18 protein-coding genes are annotated in these 18,574 nt (G+C 34.6%); 7 read left to right on the forward strand and 11 right to left on the reverse strand.

What is annotated here, in order from left to right; translation table 11 throughout:
* From AB8B52_RS10700 to gcvT, 7 genes are all read right to left on the reverse strand, one after another.
* Window positions 1-236: hypothetical protein (locus AB8B52_RS10700; RefSeq protein ID WP_406027929.1), on the reverse strand; the 236-nt coding region annotated here is incomplete at its 3' end.
* Between the two features lie 57 nt (window positions 237-293).
* Complete coding sequence (locus tag AB8B52_RS10705; protein WP_406027931.1) at window positions 294-1,511, reverse strand: tyrosine-type recombinase/integrase; 1,218 nt, start codon at window positions 1,509-1,511, stop codon at window positions 294-296.
* Between the two features lie 121 nt (window positions 1,512-1,632).
* Window positions 1,633-2,379 (reverse strand): YebC/PmpR family DNA-binding transcriptional regulator, encoded by a 747-nt coding sequence (locus tag AB8B52_RS10710; RefSeq protein WP_406027933.1) that lies wholly within the window; start codon window positions 2,377-2,379, stop codon window positions 1,633-1,635.
* A gap of 274 nt (window positions 2,380-2,653) precedes the next feature.
* Window positions 2,654-2,941: a 4a-hydroxytetrahydrobiopterin dehydratase gene (locus AB8B52_RS10715; protein WP_406027935.1), complete on the reverse strand. Its 288-nt coding sequence runs from the start codon at window positions 2,939-2,941 to the stop codon at window positions 2,654-2,656.
* Window positions 2,942-3,037: 96 nt separating this feature from the next.
* Complete coding sequence (locus tag AB8B52_RS10720) at window positions 3,038-3,172, reverse strand: hypothetical protein (RefSeq protein WP_406027937.1); 135 nt, start codon at window positions 3,170-3,172, stop codon at window positions 3,038-3,040.
* Entirely contained in the window at window positions 3,156-3,989 is an 834-nt protein-coding gene (locus AB8B52_RS10725) for a sugar nucleotide-binding protein (RefSeq protein ID WP_406027939.1), read from the reverse strand. The genes AB8B52_RS10720 and AB8B52_RS10725 overlap by 17 nt, the downstream gene beginning before the upstream one ends.
* 26 nt (window positions 3,990-4,015) lie before the next feature.
* A complete protein-coding gene (gene gcvT, locus AB8B52_RS10730; protein WP_406027941.1) occupies window positions 4,016-5,098 on the reverse strand; it encodes a glycine cleavage system aminomethyltransferase GcvT in 1,083 nt (360 codons plus the stop codon).
* A 253-nt stretch (window positions 5,099-5,351) separates the two neighbouring features.
* On the opposite strand from gcvT, the gene AB8B52_RS10735 reads away from it, so the two are divergent.
* The 3 genes from AB8B52_RS10735 to AB8B52_RS10745 all read left to right on the forward strand — a co-directional run bounded on the left by AB8B52_RS10735 (window position 5,352) and on the right by AB8B52_RS10745 (window position 10,659).
* Window positions 5,352-6,614 (forward strand): putative DNA modification/repair radical SAM protein, encoded by a 1,263-nt coding sequence (locus AB8B52_RS10735; RefSeq protein ID WP_406027943.1) that lies wholly within the window; start codon window positions 5,352-5,354, stop codon window positions 6,612-6,614.
* Window positions 6,615-7,385, forward strand: coding sequence for a TIGR03915 family putative DNA repair protein (locus tag AB8B52_RS10740; RefSeq protein ID WP_406027945.1), 771 nt, complete (start codon window positions 6,615-6,617; stop codon window positions 7,383-7,385). It abuts the gene before it with no gap.
* 241 nt (window positions 7,386-7,626) lie between these two features.
* Window positions 7,627-10,659, forward strand: coding sequence for an FAD-binding and (Fe-S)-binding domain-containing protein (locus AB8B52_RS10745; RefSeq protein WP_406027946.1), 3,033 nt, complete (start codon window positions 7,627-7,629; stop codon window positions 10,657-10,659).
* A 39-nt stretch (window positions 10,660-10,698) separates the two neighbouring features.
* On the opposite strand, the gene AB8B52_RS10750 is transcribed toward AB8B52_RS10745, so the two are convergent.
* The gene (locus tag AB8B52_RS10750; protein WP_406027948.1) at window positions 10,699-11,547 is read right to left on the reverse strand and encodes a hypothetical protein; all 849 of its coding nucleotides are present in this window, start codon (window positions 11,545-11,547) and stop codon (window positions 10,699-10,701) included.
* 162 nt (window positions 11,548-11,709) lie between these two features.
* Here AB8B52_RS10750 and aroC point away from each other — a divergent pair, with 162 nt between their 5' ends.
* The 4 genes from aroC (at window position 11,710) to AB8B52_RS10770 (ending at window position 15,816) form a co-directional block, all read left to right on the forward strand.
* Window positions 11,710-12,780 (forward strand): chorismate synthase, encoded by a 1,071-nt coding sequence (aroC, locus tag AB8B52_RS10755; RefSeq protein WP_406027950.1) that lies wholly within the window; start codon window positions 11,710-11,712, stop codon window positions 12,778-12,780.
* 467 nt (window positions 12,781-13,247) lie between these two features.
* Window positions 13,248-14,573 (forward strand): dicarboxylate/amino acid:cation symporter, encoded by a 1,326-nt coding sequence (locus AB8B52_RS10760; protein ID WP_406027952.1) that lies wholly within the window; start codon window positions 13,248-13,250, stop codon window positions 14,571-14,573.
* A 94-nt stretch (window positions 14,574-14,667) separates the two neighbouring features.
* Window positions 14,668-15,477, forward strand: coding sequence for a sulfurtransferase (locus AB8B52_RS10765; protein WP_406027954.1), 810 nt, complete (start codon window positions 14,668-14,670; stop codon window positions 15,475-15,477).
* A 3-nt stretch (window positions 15,478-15,480) separates the two neighbouring features.
* The gene (locus AB8B52_RS10770; RefSeq protein WP_406027955.1) at window positions 15,481-15,816 is read left to right on the forward strand and encodes a hypothetical protein; all 336 of its coding nucleotides are present in this window, start codon (window positions 15,481-15,483) and stop codon (window positions 15,814-15,816) included.
* 28 nt (window positions 15,817-15,844) lie between these two features.
* Here the strand turns inward: AB8B52_RS10770 and AB8B52_RS10775 are convergent, their stop codons facing one another.
* The 3 genes from AB8B52_RS10775 to AB8B52_RS10785 form a co-directional block, all read right to left on the reverse strand.
* Window positions 15,845-16,411, reverse strand: coding sequence for a pseudouridine synthase (locus tag AB8B52_RS10775; RefSeq protein ID WP_406027957.1), 567 nt, complete (start codon window positions 16,409-16,411; stop codon window positions 15,845-15,847).
* The gene (locus AB8B52_RS10780; RefSeq protein ID WP_406027959.1) at window positions 16,411-17,226 is read right to left on the reverse strand and encodes a DUF1853 family protein; all 816 of its coding nucleotides are present in this window, start codon (window positions 17,224-17,226) and stop codon (window positions 16,411-16,413) included. Before AB8B52_RS10780 ends, AB8B52_RS10775 begins: the two co-directional genes overlap by 1 nt.
* A 337-nt stretch (window positions 17,227-17,563) precedes the next feature.
* Entirely contained in the window at window positions 17,564-18,547 is a 984-nt protein-coding gene (locus AB8B52_RS10785; protein ID WP_406027960.1) for a type IX secretion system membrane protein PorP/SprF, read from the reverse strand.
* Window positions 18,548-18,574: the final 27 nt, after the last annotated feature.

The raw sequence follows: 18,574 nt of genomic DNA on the forward strand, positions 1-18,574 counted from the left end.
TCTATTAAAATATAGATTTTTTTGTTCTCAGATGTGTAACAAAATAAAATATCCGTTTCTCCTAATCCGAAATCTGTAACACTTCTCCAAGTCCCATTGTTTTCCGTTAGTTTTGGAAACTCCATTTCATTAATTAACCATTCACAAAAAGTATTATCAGTTGTTAATTCTTCCAAAAGTATCAAATCAACATCTCTTTCTTGAATTGCTTCTACTGGTAATATTTTATGTTCCATATTAGGCTTTTTTCGGCAATTGGCTACAACTGGTTATATAAAAACAAATATAACAGTTTACGGGTAATAATTTCGGGATAACAAAACTTCTTCTTGTTGTTTTTTGGATTTTGTTAACGCCTCAACTGTAGTGTCTAACGGACTAATAATTTGCATAAGATCTTTATGTGCCACATGCGTGTAAATCATCGTTGTCTCAGGTTTGGCGTGTCCTAATAATAATTGTATATGTCGTAAATCAACACCGTTTTCCATTAAATGAGTAGCATAACTATGTCGCAATACATGAGGTGTGACTTGCTTTTTGATTCCTGCTAATCCACAGCTCTTTTTTAGAAATTGCCTGATACCAGTGGCGGAATAAGGACCACCATCGCGACCTTCTATTACAAAACGCTCTGGTTTGTAGGTGTTTAGGTAGTTTAACATTAAAGGTTTTAATACTTCGCTCATTACAACACTGCGATCTTTACGACCTTTACTTTGGTGTACCCTTAAAGCGTTTCTGTCAAAATCTAACGCACTTATCTGTAGTTGTAATAATTCACCTATTCTGAGACCACAAGAATATAAGAGTCCGATAATCGTTCTATGTTTAAGGTTTTTAGTAACCTGAAGAAGTGCAATGACTTCTTCTCGCGACAGTACAACAGGTAGTTTCTTACTCTTTTTTGGTCGTGTTAAACTTTCTGTATTAAATTCTGGTAATTGTAAAAAGGAAATAAAATATTTTAAGGCGCTAACACTCTGCCTGTGGCTGCTAATACTGAAATTTTCACCAGCTAAAACAACTTCAAAAAAGTGATCTAGGTCTTTCTTAGTCATCGTTTCTGTAGATTTTGGTTTGTGAAAATCCAAAAATCGTAACACAAAGTAGCCATAAGATCTTATGGTACTTGTGCTAAGGCGTTTACCTTTTAAAAAACCAGTATAGGCTTTTAAATATTCTTTAGCGTTTAATGGTAGGGCAGCATACATTTGTGCCATGCTTAAACCTGATTTTAACTTTTTTACAGGTTGGTATTTCTTTTTTGTTCGGTTTGAAAGCTTACTGTAATCAACATAAAAGCCAAGGTCTTTAAAATAATTAAACAGTGTATTAACCGAATCTTTTGTATAAAGTATATAAAAAGTGCTTTTGGTTTTAGACCATTTGACTCCTTCAATAGCTAAGACAACTCTTTTTGTGTTTTCAGAATATGTAAAACCAATTGCTATTTGATTTGTACTTTTATGAAAGAGATGAGACAATGTAATGATAGCTGTACCAGACATTTATTTATGGATTAATAACTCTAAATTATATCAAAAACATAAAAAAACATAAGATTTTTATCAGTTACTACATTTTGTAGTTAAAAATTAACATGTCATTTATATGAATGCATGCTAAGGATTATTCCGAAAGTTCTTCCATTGTATGGTACACATTCTGCACATCATCATCCTCTTCTAACTTTTCTAAAAGCTTTTCTACATCCTCAGCTTGTTCTGCGGAAATCTTTTTGGTCACTTGCGGAATGCGTTCAAAACCAGAGGATAAAATTTCAATACCTCGCTGTTCTAATTCGGCTTGTATGGCACCAAAACTCTCAAATGGTGCATAAATCATAATACAATTTTGTGCATTGCCGTCTTCATCTTCGTCTGTATCTTCAAATACTTCTTCAGCACCAAAATCGATAAACTCTAATTCTAACTCTTCAGGATCCAAATCATCACCTTTAATCTTAAAATTACAGGTATGATCAAACATAAAAACCACCGAACCAGATGTGCCTAAACTACCATCCGTTTTATTAAAATAACTGCGCACATTGGCAACCGTACGTGTGTTGTTATCAGTCGCTGTTTCTACCAAAACCGCAATACCGTGTTGCGCATAACCTTCAAAAATCACTTCTTTGTAATCTCCTTGATTTTTGTTAGTCGCTTTTTTAATGGCACGCTCTACATTATCTTTAGGCATGTTTACAGCCTTCGCATTTTGAATAACAGCTCTTAAACGCGAATTACTATCAGGATCTGGACCACCTTCCTTAACAGCCATAACAATATCCTTACCAATACGAGTAAAGGCTTTGCTCATAGCAGACCAACGTTTCATTTTTCTTGCTTTTCTAAATTCGAAAGCTCTTCCCATAGTTTAGAGTTGTTTGTAATTATGTAATACTTAAAGTGTTTAAAGTGTATCGCTTTTTAGGCTGAACAAATTTAATAAATTATTGAAAGGGTTGAAGTACCCTTGAAGCAAATTATTAATGAATTTGTGTATTAATACTAAAGTGGTTTGATTTATGACAGATGTAGAATGATTCAAAAGTGATTTATAATGCTGTAAAATTTATCCAATTAATTATTATGAGTACTAACAACTTTCCCTTTTGGGGAAGTGTCCGCAGGACAAAGGGGCTTTTCTACTCCTCAACCTCCACAATAGCTTCTATAGCATTAGCCAATTTAAAATCTTTTTCAGTAACTCCACCAGCATCATGTGTGGATAGCGAAATTTTTAGCACATTATAAACGTTACTCCAATTAGGATGATGATGTTGCGCTTCACATTCAAAAGCAATACGGCTCATTGCACTAAAGCAATCTTTAAAATTATCAAATTCAAATTCCGCATGAATGGCATCATCAAAATAATCCCAATCTGGAAATTGTACCAATTTTTTTTCTATCGTGTCTTTATCTAATTTCATAATATGTGATTTTATGCATTTAAAATTATAAAAATTCAATGGCTACAACAACCAAAAAGGATGTCTTTTTTCATTTTTCAATTTTAATCCCAAAAGCTAAAGGAACGTCGTCACCTTCATCTTCAACATCATCTTCGTCTTCGTCTTCAACATCACCTTCGTCTTCACCTTCGTCTTCATCTTCAAATCGTCTTCACCTTCATCTTCGTCTTCATTACTTCGAAAGCTCATCCAAAACCATCTCACTAGTAATTTCAAGATGTTTCGGCAATTTATTAAACTTAGGCAATACGGCTAAATACCGATCTTCGTTTGTGGTAAACACCTGTTTAATAATCACTTTTTTCTGTGTGATGAGTGTTAATATGCGTTCTACAAATTCATCATGATGTACCAAATCGGTACTTCCTAAGTGAAACACTCCATGTTTATTGCGGTTGACGATGTAATGGATTTGTTGTGTGAGTTTTTTATCGAGCGTGACATTCATAATTAAATTCGGAAAAACTTCAACCGACGCAGCCACTTTTATCGTCTCTTTTATTTCGTGAATTCTTGGACAACCAGCACCAAAAATCATAGGTAATCTCACAATGGCCACTTGTTTTTTGGGTAAGCGTAACAACAAGTTTTCAATTTTAATTTTGAAATGACCATAAATACTATGGCTCAACGTTTTGTCTAACTCATAGCTTGGATATTTACTGTAGGCATCAAAAACATTGGCAGAGGATAAAAAGATAATTTTACAACCCGAAGCCATTACATATTCCGCAATATGTTGATGCGCAATCACCTGAGCGTTAAAATCTCCACGAAGTGCAGAAATAATTACTGTTGGTTTACAGGCTTCTAAAATCTCGTAAACATCATCTTCTTCAACCGTATAATGAAAAAATTGTTTGTTTTTTTCAAATTCTTTTTTGGGAGTACGATAAGTTCCAAATGTTCTAAAATAAGGTCCTAATTCTTTATAAATGGCATTACCAATATAACCGCTGGCACCAAGTATAAGGATGCGATGTTTGTACTCTAAATTCTTCTTCATTAATCCATCTTCAGCATTCAAAAAAATTACCCTTTATAAAATGGTGGTTTTATAACGGTTGCAGGTATTGCTTTTTTCCTAACCTGAATATGTATGTTGCTATCGACTTTAGAAAATAGGGTTGGAACATAACCCATGCCAATACCAATACCCAAACTAGGGCTCATAGTTCCGGAGGTTACATTACCAATCGTTTTGCCGTTACCATCTACAATATCGTAACCATGGCGAGGAATACCACGTTCGTCTAATTTAAAAGCAACTAATTTACGCTCAGGTGTGCGTTCTTTTTCAGCTTTTAAGGCTTCGCTATTTGTGAATTCTTTATTGAATTTACAAACCCAACCTAAACCTGCTTCAATTGGTGATGTGGTATCATCAATATCATTACCATATAAACAGTAACCCATTTCTAAACGCAAGGTATCTCTTGCAGCCAAGCCGATAGGTTTAATGCCAAAATCGGCACCAGCTTCAAATACTTTATCCCAAATTTGTTTCACTTCAGAATTTTTACAATAAATTTCAAAACCTCCACTACCTGTATAGCCAGTTGCAGAGATAATTACATTGTCTATTCCTGCGAAATCTCCAACCACAAAATTGTAGAATTTTATGTCTGCCAAATCATGACTAGACAGCGACTGCATCGCTTCAATAGCTTTGGGACCTTGTATGGCTAATAAGGAATAATCGTCGCTTAAATCGCGCATCGTAGCACCAACGTCGTTTTTAGACGTAATCCAATTCCAATCTTTTTCAATATTACTGGCATTCACCACCATTAAATATGCATCGTCCTTAATTTTATAGGTAATTAAATCATCCACAATACCACCATCATCATTCGGTAAGCAGCTGTACTGCGCTTTTCCAACTTCTAACTTAGACGCATCATTACTAGAAACTTTCTGAATTAAATCTAAAGCATTTGGCCCTTCAATTAAAAATTCACCCATATGAGAGACATCAAAAACACCAACAGCTTTGCGCACTGTGTCATGTTCTGCATTGACGCCTTCGTATTGAACAGGCATATTGAAACCAGCAAAAGGAACCATTTTAGCTCCAAGTGCTATGTGTGTTGAGGATAAGGCTGTGTCTTTCATGTATTATCACCTGCGAAAGCAGATATCTTTTTTAGTTAATAGTCAATTTTTGAATCACAAATTTAAGTAAATTTTATCAGCTTGGCTTTATCAAAATGAACATCCCTCTTAAGTTTTATCAAAATTTTATGAGATTGAATTTTTGTCGGAATTAGCATGAAATAACCTTATTACTACAAATAGAAGCAATAAAAAGCCTTTATATGTAGTATTTTTGAATCCTAAGATTCAAACTAAAAATAGACCCAAGCATTTGTCCTTTTTACGCACCCAAGAAAAACTGAAAATACTTGCAGACGCAGCCAAATACGATGTGTCTTGTTCGTCTAGCGGAAGCAAACGTGCCAACACTAATAAAGGTTTGGGTGATGCTACAGGCATGGGAATTTGCCATTCGTATACCGAAGATGGTCGCTGTGTGTCGCTACTCAAAATTTTACTGACCAATCATTGCATTTTTGATTGTGCCTATTGCGTCACCCGAAAAAGTAACGATGTCAAACGTGCGGCTTTTAAAGTGCAAGAAGTGGTGGACTTAACCATTAATTTTTACCGTAGAAATTATATTGAAGGCTTATTTCTCAGTTCAGGTATTTTTAAAAGTGCTGATTATACCATGGAACGTTTAGTAGCTGTCGCGAAAAAATTGCGCTTAGAAGAAAATTTTAATGGGTATATTCATTTGAAATCCATTCCTGGAGCTTCAGATGAACTCATGCGTGAAGCCGGATTGTACGCAGACCGATTAAGCGTTAATATTGAAATTCCGACCGAAGCCGGACTCAAAAAACTGGCACCAGACAAAAAGCGTGAAGATTTTATAAAACCGATGCTTAAGGTGAAAAATGAGATCATTCAGTACAATGCTGAAAAGAAAATTATTAAAAGCACACCAAAATTTGCTCCTGCTGGCCAGAGTACACAAATGATAATTGGTGCCAGTGGTGAAAATGATTTTCAAATCATGCAAACCTCTAATCAGTTCTACAAAAATTATAATCTAAAGCGTGTATATTACTCAGGTTATGTGCCTATTAGCTACGATAATCGTTTGCCACAAATAGGAAGTGCAGTGCCAATGCTGCGCGAAAATAGATTGTACCAAACCGACTGGCTCATGCGCTTTTATGGTTTTGATGTTAGTGAAATTGTGAACCAACAGCATCAGAATTTAGATTTAGACATCGACCCAAAACTAAGTTGGGCATTGCGAAATCTGCACCAATTTCCTGTAGACGTTAATGTTGCAGATAAACGCATGTTAGCCAGAATTCCAGGTTTAGGGATGAAATCGGTTTACAAAATTTTGAATGCCAGACGTTTTAGAAAATTGAATTGGGAACATCTTAAAAAAATAGGTGTGGCACTCAACAGAGCCAAATATTTTATGGTTTGCGATAGCAATCAGTTCGAAAAGCGCGATTTAACACCTGAAAAGATAAAGGGTTTAATCCTTCAGAATTCAACGAGTAAATATCAAAAAATGCTCAGTAACCAATTAAGCTTATTTGTTTAAATGCAAAACAAAACACTGATATACGATGGGACTTTTGATGGTTTTCTTACCGCAGTATTCCATGTTTTTGAACAAAAGTTGAAGGTTGTTAATATTCAAAATGAATTTGTAGTGCAACAAGGTTTATTCGCTGAAACGGAAACTGTTATAACAGATCATGTAAAAGCGAATCGGGTTTGGACAGGTTTAAAATCGAAATTATCTTCCAAAGGCAGTTACCAATTGTATTTTGCGTTTTTGAGTGAACAGGTTGGAGTAGAAGCCTTACTTTTAGATTATATCACCTATGCGTTTTCAAAAGCTAAAAATGCAGATAAAGATTATACACATCCTTCTGTTTTGAAAATAGCACAAATTGCGAAGTCTGTAAGCCGAGAAAAACACAGAATGGAAGCTTTTGTAAGGTTTCGATTGACAAAAGACGGAATTTATTTTGCCAGTATTGAACCCGATTTTAATGTACTGCCTTTAATTGAAAAACATTTTAAAAGACGTTATGCCGACCAAAAATGGGTGATTTACGATATGAAACGCAAATATGGCTTGTTTTACGATTTAGAAAAAGTAGAATTGATGCAGATGGATTTTCCAACACATTTCGATTTTACAAAAACAGATGATTCATTTTTTGCTACGCAAGAATTTGAGTTTCAAAAGTTGTGGCAAGATTATTTTAAGGCAACGAATATTAAATCACGTAAAAACATGAAACTTCATACACAGCACATCCCAAAACGCTATTGGAAATATTTGAGTGAGAAGCAGGTTTGATGGCAGGTGTTTATTTTAATGGTTTTCTAGTCTTGAAATGACCTTTAAAATCTTCATAGATATGTAGTAATTGATGTTAGGAAAAGCATTAGTTTCAATTACAGAAAAATTCGCAGTACAATTTACTCTAATATATTCTGAAATTTAAATTTCGATAAATTACCTTTGGTTAAAATATTACTTTTAGCAAATAAGTTCTGTTTCTTAAAGGCAGTAACTGAGTGCAATTCGATTTTTACTTATGCAAAATGTAAATGTTAAGGACTTAGAAATTCTAAAATCTAAATTAGAAGGAGAGCTGCATTTTGATGATTTAATGCGAAAAATTTATGCGACTGATGCTTCAGTCTATCGAAAATTGCCTTTGGCTGTCGCTTTGCCTAAAACTAAAAATGATATTAAGCAATTAATTGAATTTGCAACAACCCACCAAACCTCTTTAATTCCCAGAACAGCAGGAACATCCTTGGCTGGTCAATGCGTAGGTGACGGTATTGTGGTGGATGTGTCTAAATATTTTACGCGAATTTTAGACATCAATGAAACTAAAAAAACGGTAACGGTTCAGCCTGGTGTGGTGAGAGATGAACTCAATAATTACCTCAAACCTTTCGGTTTATTTTTTGGACCCAATACGTCAACATCTAATCGTTGCATGATTGGAGGTATGGTTGGTAATAATTCATCAGGCACCACATCCATTCAGTATGGTGTGACACGAGATAAAGTGTTAAGTCTGAAAACCATTTTGAGCGACGGAAGTGACGTCGAGTTTTCAAATTTAACGGCTGATGAATTTCAAGATAAATTAGAATTATGCACGCTTGAAGGTACTATTTACAAAACCTTATTAGAGGAACTAAAACCAGAAGAAGTTCAAAAGCAAATACAAGATAATTTTCCAAAACCAAGCATTCACAGAAGAAATACAGGTTACGCGATTGATGAATTGATTAAATCCGAAGTTTTTTCACCTTCACCTTCATCTTCATACTCAGTCACTGAACGTCGGTCACTGAGCGAAGTCGAAGTGACTAAAAACGAACTTTCAACTTCATCTTCAACTTCATCTTCTTCTTCATCCTCTTCAAAACTAAACATCTGCAAATTGCTAACAGGAAGCGAAGGCACCTTAGCATTCACTACAGAAATCACGCTACAATTAGACGATTTACCAGCTACAGAAAGTGCCATGGTTGCGCTTCATTATGAAAGTATTGAAACCTGTTTAAAGTCCGTTTTACCTTTGATGCAACACAATTTGCACACCTGCGAAATGATGGACGATTCCATTTTAAACCTCACGAAGCATAACAAAACACAGCAAGCCAATCGATTTTTTATTGAAGGTAATCCTGTGGCCATTTTAATGTGTGAACTTAAAGGCGATACACAAGACGCACTTCAAACTCAAATTGATGCGTTTTTAGAAACGGTAAAAACATTAGCGTTGAGTTATGCACATCCTGTTTTAAAAGGCGTCGACATCCATAAAGCTTTAGAGTTGAGAAAAGCCGGATTAGGACTGCTCGGAAATATCATTGGAGATAAAAAAGCCGTGGCTTGCATAGAAGATACAGCCGTAGCTCTAGAGGATTTAGAAGCCTACATTGCTGAGTTTACAGCCTTGATGAAATCCTATAACCAAAACGCAGTCTATTATGCACACGCAGGAGCAGGCGAGTTGCACCTTAGGCCAATTTTAGATTTAAAACAAGCCGAAGACGTTCAACTTTTTAGAGAAATCACGACAGCTGTGGCTAAATTGGTAAAGACATACAACGGTTCAATGTCTGGTGAGCATGGAGATGGTATAGTACGAGCTGAGTTTATACCACTGATGATTGGTGATGCCAATTATCAAATCTTAAAACGCATTAAATCAGCTTTTGATCCGCATCATATTTTTAATCCAGGTAAGATAGTAGATGCTTATCCGATGGATAAAAATTTGCGCTACGAAGCGAATAGAGATGAACCAAAAATTAAAACTTTACTCGATTTTTCTAGTTCTGAGGGTATTTTACGAGAAGCTGAAAAGTGCAACGGTTCTGGTGATTGTAGAAAATTACCAGAGTTTGGTGGTACCATGTGTCCAAGTTACAGAGCCACCAGAAATGAAAAAGATACCACACGAGCAAGAGCAAATGCACTGCGTGAATTTTTAACGAAAAGCGACAAAGCCAATAAATTTAATCATAAAGAATTAAAAGATGTTTTCGATTTATGTCTCAGTTGCAAAGCCTGTGCAAGTGAATGTCCAAGCAGTGTCGATGTGGCAAGCTTAAAAGCTGAATTTCAATACCAATATCAGAAAGCAAATGGCACTTCGTTCAGAACCAAACTATTCGCTTACAACAATAAAATTAATGGATATGCGAGTCGTGTTTCAAGGCTTACCAATTTTTTGTTTTCTAATGGATTCACGAGTTCAGTTATAAAATCTATTGGTGGTATTGCTAAAGAACGGAGCTTACCTTTAATATCGAATAAGACTTTATATGATGAATTTCAAAATATTGAAAATAAATTAGTGACAAAAAATTATATTAAGGAGGTATGCGTGTTTAATGACGAATTCACCAATCATCTAGATACGCAAATTGGTGTAGATGCTATTGTGCTTTTAACTGCACTTAATTATAAAGTAAATCTCATTGCGCATTCAGAATCTGGACGAGCGATGTTGTCTAAAGGATTGCTTGAACCTGCTAAAAAAGTTGCGAATGAGAATGTTTCAAAATTCAAAAATCTAGTCACTAAAAACACACCTCTGATTGGTATTGAACCATCGGCAATATTAACTTTTAAAGATGAATATATTCGGTTAGCAGATGATAAAGCATCGGCAAAATCTATCGCTAAACATACCTTTTTAATTGAAGAATTTCTACAACAAGAAATTGAATTAGGCCATATTACATCCGAACAATTCACGAAAGAAACAAAAACCATCAAATTTCATGGGCATTGCCATCAAAAAGCCTTGTCTAATCAGAAATCGAGTTTTAACCTACTCAATTTGCCAAAAAATTATAAAGTGACCCTTATTCCAAGTGGCTGCTGTGGTATGGCAGGCAGTTTTGGTTATGAAAAAGAACACTACGAAGTTAGTATGCAAATTGGTGAGCAAACCTTGTTTCCTGCCGTTAGAAAAGCTTCAAACGATACTATAATCTCAGCGAATGGAACAAGCTGCAGACATCAAATTAAAGATGGTACAGGCAGAATTGCACAACACCCAATTTCTATTTTAAGAGATGCACTTATTTAAATAGTAATATTTTGCGCTTCAAATAAAATTTAGAACACCTTAATCTTCGCTAACGATATAGCTTTCGAGCTCTTGTATATTATCAACAGAGGCACTTGTTGGAAATTCCCCTCCAGCACCAGAAGCATTTAAAAACGGGAGAAAGGTAGGACTTATCGTAAAGCTTTGATTGGCATCCGATTTAATAAGACCAACATTTTCTGCGTAATAATTATTTAAGATTAAGACGTCTTGCGATTCTAAGATAGCTTGTGTTATTGGGATTATGATGGTAATTACAGTACTTATTTCAAGATTAGCTCTAATTTCTGTATGTATTACATTTGTGTAAGTGACATCGTTTACGGTCAGTTCATTTAAATTGGCGACGTGTGTATTAGTGATGTCGTAAGCTGTAGTAATGGGAAGTGTTTGTCCGTCAAAATCTAAATCTTGTGTAAAACTATCCTCAGTGCTGTAGAGCTCAGTATTTGCAGCAGCATTGAGATCATAAAGTACAAAATCAGTTAAGGCAATATCTGACTCTGGTAAGATATCTAAAGCTCCGAGTGCTGATAAATCACCAGTATAATTTAATGTTGAATTGGTTTTTGTGAATATGCCTGTGCTAAAAATAGAATTCATGGTGCCGTTTGCAGGCGCAGTATCATCATTAACTTGAAGTGTAAACGTGTTACCTGTTGCTGAATTGATAGTAACCACATCTGTTGCCATAAAGTTGAATTCAGGATTAGTGGTGCTATTGTTTTCTACATTATACGTCCAAGAATCATCAAGGCTAGATGGAAAATAGTCGCCAGAAATGATGCCATTGTCAGTTTCTGAATCATCCGAACTACAGCTAACCATCAAAAGACTACAAATTAAAAGTAACATATAAGATTTCATACCGTAAACTAATTATGTGTGTGAAAACAAAAGTAAACAATAGTCATAAAAACCCTATTTTAAATTCCATAATCTCGAAGAACGTTCATTTTAGGCTTATAAAATGGAATTACAATTTTTGTTTCTCTTAGAATACATTTACATTAGCATAAAATTAGGTTGATGGCAGGAAATTCGTTTGGTAAATTATTTAAACTAACTACGTTTGGTGAATCGCATGGAGCGGCAATTGGTGGTATAATTGATGGTTGTCCGTCTGGAATACAACTCGATTTTGACGCCATTCAAAATGAATTAAATCGCAGAAAACCAGGACAATCTAAAATTGTAACCCAGCGTAAAGAGCCAGATACGGTTGAATTTTATTCTGGTATTTTTGAAGGATTGACGACAGGAACTCCGATTGGTTTTGTGATTCATAATACCAACCAAAAATCTAAAGACTACTCGCATATTAAAGATGTGTATCGTCCAAGTCATGCCGATTACACCTACGATAAAAAATACGGAGTCAGAGATTATAGAGGTGGAGGTCGTAGTTCAGCGCGTGAAACTGCTTCGCGAGTTGTGGCTGGTGCTATTGCAAAACAGATGTTGAATGCAATTAAAATTAATGCATTTACGTCTTCAGTTGGTGATATTTTTATAGACAAACCGTATCAAGATTTAGATTTTAGTAAAATCGAATCTAACGTAATTCGTTGTCCAGATGAAGCCACTGCCGAAAAAATGATTACTAAAATACAGGAGATAAAAAAGCAGGGAGACACCATTGGTGGTACGATTACTTGTGTGATTCAAAATGTGCCTGTCGGATTAGGCGAACCGGTTTTCGATAAGCTACATGCCGAACTCGGAAAAGCCATGCTTTCTATAAACGCTGTAAAAGGTTTTGAATATGGCAGCGGATTCTGTGGTGCCAGAATGAAAGGCAGTGAGCATAATGATTTGTTTAACGAAGATGGTAGTACAAAAACCAATTTATCTGGTGGAGTTCAAGGTGGCATTTCAAACGGTATGGATATTTATTTTAGAGTGGCGTTTAAACCTGTGGCGACCGTAATACAAAAACAAGATGCCTTAAATAGTTCGGGAGATATTGTGGAAATGCAAGGCAAAGGCAGACATGATCCTTGTGTGGTGCCAAGAGCTGTGCCGATTGTTGAGGCTATGGCTGCTTTGGTAATTGCGGATTTCACACTGCTGCGCAGGCAGGAGTCTCGTGAGTGGTAGCATAATTCCTGCGCAGGCAGGAATCTCAGGAAAATAAATGTATATTATTAAATAAGACCTCAAAGGTTTTTAAAACCTTTGAGGTCTTGCAAAGCTTATGTTTATAACAATGATTAAAAAAAATCATGTTTTAAAAAAATAAAGAATTGGCAGTATTAGATTCGAAAACATAAAAAGACTAACACTAGATATTGAAATAAGAAGTTCGTAAAAGGTTTTATAAATGAAAGTAATCAAAATACAAGTTCTAATTTTAAAAGAATTAGTAATTTAGAATGTTTCAGACCTTTCAGGTTTTTAAAACCTGAAAGGTCTTACTTTTATGAAAATTATTACACTATTAAAACTGAGTTATGTTTTAATTAAAAACCTTAGTGTTAAGTCATTTATTAATCACTAATACCAGATATTAACTAAAAAAAATCCCGTTTTATTAAGGATCGATACGGAAATAAATTCAGCATAACATGAAAAAACTAGCATTACACTGGAAGATTATTATAGGAATGGTTCTTGGAATTATTTTCGGATTTATCATGAATTCATTTAATGGTCAACAATTTGTCACCGATTGGATTGCTCCTTTTGGTACTATTTTTATCAATTTGCTTAAGTTAATTGCGGTGCCTTTAATTTTAGCGTCCCTAATTAAAGGGATTTCAGACTTAAAAGATATTTCGAAGATTAAAAGTATGGGTTTGCGTACTATAGCGATCTATATTGGTACTACGGTTATTGCTATCGTTATTGGACTTTCAATAGTTAATATTGTAAAACCTGGTGCTGGAATGCCAGCTGAAACCATCGAAAAAATCAAGCTTAAATACGAAAATGATGCAGGAGTTACCGATAAGCTAACAAAGGCTAGTGCTCAAAAGGACGCAGGACCGTTACAAGCTTTAGTTGATATTTTTCCAAGTAATATTTTTCAAGCAATGGGTGAAGCTAAAATGCTTCAAGTCATCTGTTTTGCGCTTTTAGTTGGTATTTGTTTGCTGCTAATTCCTGAACGGAAAGCCAAACCAATGATCGATATTTTCGACTCGCTAAATGAAGTGATTATGAAAATGGTCGATTTAATTATGCTATTTGCTCCGTATGCTGTATTTGCATTAATGGCTAATGTAATTATCGCTTTCGATGATACTGAGATATTACTCAAATTAGTGCAATATGCATTGTGCGTTGTTGCTGGTTTAATTTTAATGATCGGGTTTTATATGTTACTTGTTAAGGTCATTACTAAAAAATCACCATTATGGTTTCTAAGTAAAATGAGTCCTGCTCAATTATTAGCGTTTTCCACAAGTTCGAGTGCTGCAACGTTACCAGTTACTATGGAAAGGGTAGAAGAACACCTTGGAGTTGATAAAGAAGTTTCAGGTTTTGTGCTTCCTGTTGGTGCAACGGTAAATATGGATGGTACAAGTTTATACCAAGGTATTGCAGCAGTTTTTATAATGCAAGTGATTTGGCCAGAAGGCTTAACATTTACCAATCAATTAGTGATAGTTTTAACGGCATTATTAGCATCTATAGGTAGTGCTGCAGTACCAAGTGCAGGCATGGTAATGTTGGTAATTGTATTGGAATCTATAGGATTTCCAGAGGAATTATTACCAATAGGATTGGCCTTGATTTTCGCAGTAGATAGACCTTTAGACATGTGTAGAACAGTCGTTAATGTTACTGGTGATGCCACAGTATCCATGATTGTAGCCAAATCTTTGGGGAAACTACATGACCATCCTAAAGCAAAAGAATGGGATGATAATTATGATGCTGTGAAATAGGAATAATTCGCAAGCATTGATACCTCCACGCATGTACGGACAAATCCCTAGTACGGACAAGTCGCGACTTGTCCCAACAGATGAATAAACAAAAATGAAAAATCACCATAACATAATATCCGCAAATCAACTGCATAAAAATCAGAATGATCCGAATTTAATTATTCTAGATGCCACAATAAATAAGGTAATTGATAAGGCTTCAATAAGAATACCAAACGCCAGATTTTTCGATATTAAGAAAAAATTCAGTGATATTTCTGCACCTTTTCCTAGCACGTTGCCTTCAAAAGCGCAATTTGAAACAGAAGCTCAAAACCTTGGCATCAATAAAGCATCGTGGATTGTTGTATATGATGATAAAGGCATCTATTCTAGTACTAGAGTTTGGTGGTTATTTAAAGTGTTTGGATTTAAGAATGTAGCTGTTTTAGATGGTGGCTTACCGGAGTGGCAACAGCATAATTTACCAGTTGAAAATTATACGAATGAAAGTTATACTAAAGGTGATTTTGAAGCCGATTTTCATACCAACTTAATGACTAATTTTGAAGGTGTGAATCAATTTTTAAAAGACGAAAACACCCTAATAATAGACGCACGTTCTCAAGCGCGTTTTCAATGTTTAGTAGATGAACCTAAAGCGGGTTTGCGACGTGGGACGATTCCGAATTCAAAAAATTTACCTTATCCGGATTTGTTTGAAGGACATACATTAAAATCGGTAGTTGAATTATCCAGAATCTTTAGTAACTTAGTAGAAGAAAAAAAGACGTTGGTGTTTAGTTGTGGCTCAGGCATTACGGCTTGCATTTTAGCTTTAGCAGCGACACTTTGTAATTTTAAAACAAATTTAATTGTCTATGATGGCTCATGGACAGAATATGGAAGCTTAACGGATTAAACTATGAACACAATCGACTGGACCAAAGACGAACTTGTCGCTTATATTTTATTATTTGCTGCAAATGCTGATTTTAAGGAATCGGTAGAAGAACGAGATTTAATTATCTCTAAAGTAGATTTGAAAACGTTTCAAGAAATTCATGACGAATTTAAAAGAGACAACGATTATCAAGGTCTCAAAAAAATAACAATAAGCTTAGAACAGCATAATTACGATAAGGATGATATTGACCTTTTAATGGAAGACATAAAAACCTTATTTTTTGTTGATGGAGACTTTGATATTACGGAGCAAAACATGCTCAAATCGCTTAGTCGTTTGTTTAAAACTGTTTAGTCTTTATAAATTCAAATAAGACCTACATCTAAAATTTGGGTTCAATTTTTAAAAGTTCACCAGGTTTTAGTTGGTCTAATTGATAAGCTCCAATCCGAACTCTTACCAATCTTAGTGTTGGAAACCCAACTTTGGCAGTCATTTTTCGGACTTGTCTAAACTTACCTTCCTTTAAAGTAATGGACAACCATGAGGTTGATCCATGTCTGTCGTCCCTTACAAAGCGCTCTACAATATGAGAAGTATCATTTAAAATTTCGGCTTTACAAGGTTTTGTAATATAGGATTTGCCTTCTACTGAAATTTCAATGCCGTGTTGCAATTTTAAGATCGCTTCAGGTGTAATGAGACCATCTACCATAACATGATATTCTTTTTCAATTTTAGAACTTGTAATGTAATTACTGAATTTACCGTCTGTGGTTAAGAGTAGTAAGCCTTCAGATTTTTCATCTAAACGCCCAACAGCCATTAGGTTTTTAGCAGTATCTATCAATTCATTTAAAAGTTTTTTGTTACGTCTTTTGTTTTGATGATTTACAAATTGACTGAGATAGCCATAAGGCTTATATATTTTATAGTAGTGCTGTATCATTACCACCAAGTTATAAAACATTTTTGAAGTGCGTTGATATCGTTTTTTATCCAACAAAGCGGAGAACGTTTGTTTTGAATTTGGGTTTTAATCAAATCGAAAGCGTCATCAAAATGAAACCAAGTCACTTTAGGTTTTGGTGTACAAAGCCATTCTAACTTTTCAGGAATATAAAATTGAAATTTTCGTAATTCATCAATGCTTTCAAAATTTAAATACCAACCACTAACACAATCAGAATTCAAAGGAAAAACATCTATATGCTGCTTTTTATAAGGCAGAAAAAGCTGTGCTTTGAAGCAAACCTTCTGTTTAATAGTATCCACATCTAACGAATGACGCTCTAAAGCTAACGTTGTTTTTGGATGGTAGAGTAGAGGTAATTGTTTTTCTTTAAGCTTATTGAGTTTGTAAATTAAAGCATCATTTTTATTCGGCCCAACCCAAGGATCTAAAGCATTGGTGCTGTCTTGTTTTGGATTATATAAATAGAATTTATAGACTATTTCTAAATGAATGGGTTGTTGCTTTTTTAGAATGACGAGATCTAATTCTCCAATTGTAATCTTATGGTCTTTAATTTGTAGATTTTCTTCTAGAATTTTAATAGTGGCATCCTTTTGTAATTGAAATGCTATAAATTTTTCAACCCATTTTCCTAAACGGAGTTGTTTTGGTTCTGCACTTTGCGTAAAATGATGACTTGTAGATTTTGGTTGAAATTGCTCAAAATTATAGACTGCAGAGCGTTCCCAAAGTAAAGCTGTGTTCTGAAAGCCTTCAAATAAGTCTTGAAAATTGATATGATCTTTCAATGAAACTTTTTAGATTTTGATAAAAATAGAATTAATAGCAGATAAAACAGGCTTATTAAAAATAAAAAAAGCACAGCTTATAAATAAGTGTGCTTTTTTGGTGTTATGCTATTTGATAGAATTTTCTCTAATGTTGTTTAAAATTCTTAACTAAGCGTATATTATTTTTCCGAGATTAGAAGATAGTTACCTATCGGAATTGATAATTAATTAGCTGCTGTCTGGTTGAGCGCAGTCGAAACCTACAAGAAACACATCAATAGTTCTCGACTGCGCTCGAACAGACAATTATTAATAATTCAAATATCATTTAATTATGATCAATTTTTAGCGCTTATTATCTATAATAACTCTGACTTGTCCCTCTTGTACAGGCACAATTACTGATGCCTTGTAAGAAATCTAAACCGATAGTTACCATATGCGTACCACTATTAAAACCAGATAAATCGTTTAAGGTGAGCTGATATGAATATGCAAAAAACAACTTGTCGTAAGTGATGCCTGCCATTGGGCCAACATTTAAAGGCGTAAAGAATTGATCGTTTAAAAAACGGTAAGACCCACCAATAAAATAATAATCTCCCAATCTGTTAAACTTTCGGTATTTAAAGTTAATGTCAGTACTAGAACGTCTATCACTATCAAACATTTGGTAAAATATAGAAGGTTCAAATTCTACATCTTTATTTTGTTTATTTTTAATAACCAAACCTGTATAAATTTGATAATTTAAAAGTTGAATAGGTTCAATGCCAGTAAAAGCATCTAAATCTTTTTTCATAATATTATTAGCATTAAAGCTAAAGTAAAAGGCTTTCCAACGGTATAAAAACCCTGCATCAAAGTTGTTGTTATTGATAGATCTGTCATCTGTAATCGTTGGGTCTAAAATTGGACCTTGGTTAGCATTATCAAAATCTTCAATAGCTACTCTAAAACTATTTAGATTATAGGATAGTCCGAAAGATAGAAACTGTTTCGATTTGTAATCTAAAGTCAAATGATGCGCAAACGAAAACTTTACTCCTTTTTGTCGTGTATTTCCGTTTCTATCATTGTAAGCAGAAACACCAATTCCAGAACGGTCGCCAATTCTAAAATCGCCATAAATCGATTGATTATCGGGAGCATTTTTAATACCGACCCACTGGGTTAATCCGTTGGCTCTTATTTTTAAATTATCACCAATACCAGCATAGGTTGGTGAAATAACAAAGTTATTATCGGCTAAGTATTGGGTAAATACTGGTAGATTTAATTCTTGTGCAGAGCTATGTGCAAAGACCAAGAAAAGAATGTAAAGTGTGAGTTTTTTCATAATGCTATCTTTTAAAGTACTTCGCTT

It is taken from the genome of Winogradskyella sp. (assembly GCF_045105575.1).
Taxonomy (GTDB): Bacteria; Bacteroidota; Bacteroidia; order Flavobacteriales; family Flavobacteriaceae; genus Winogradskyella.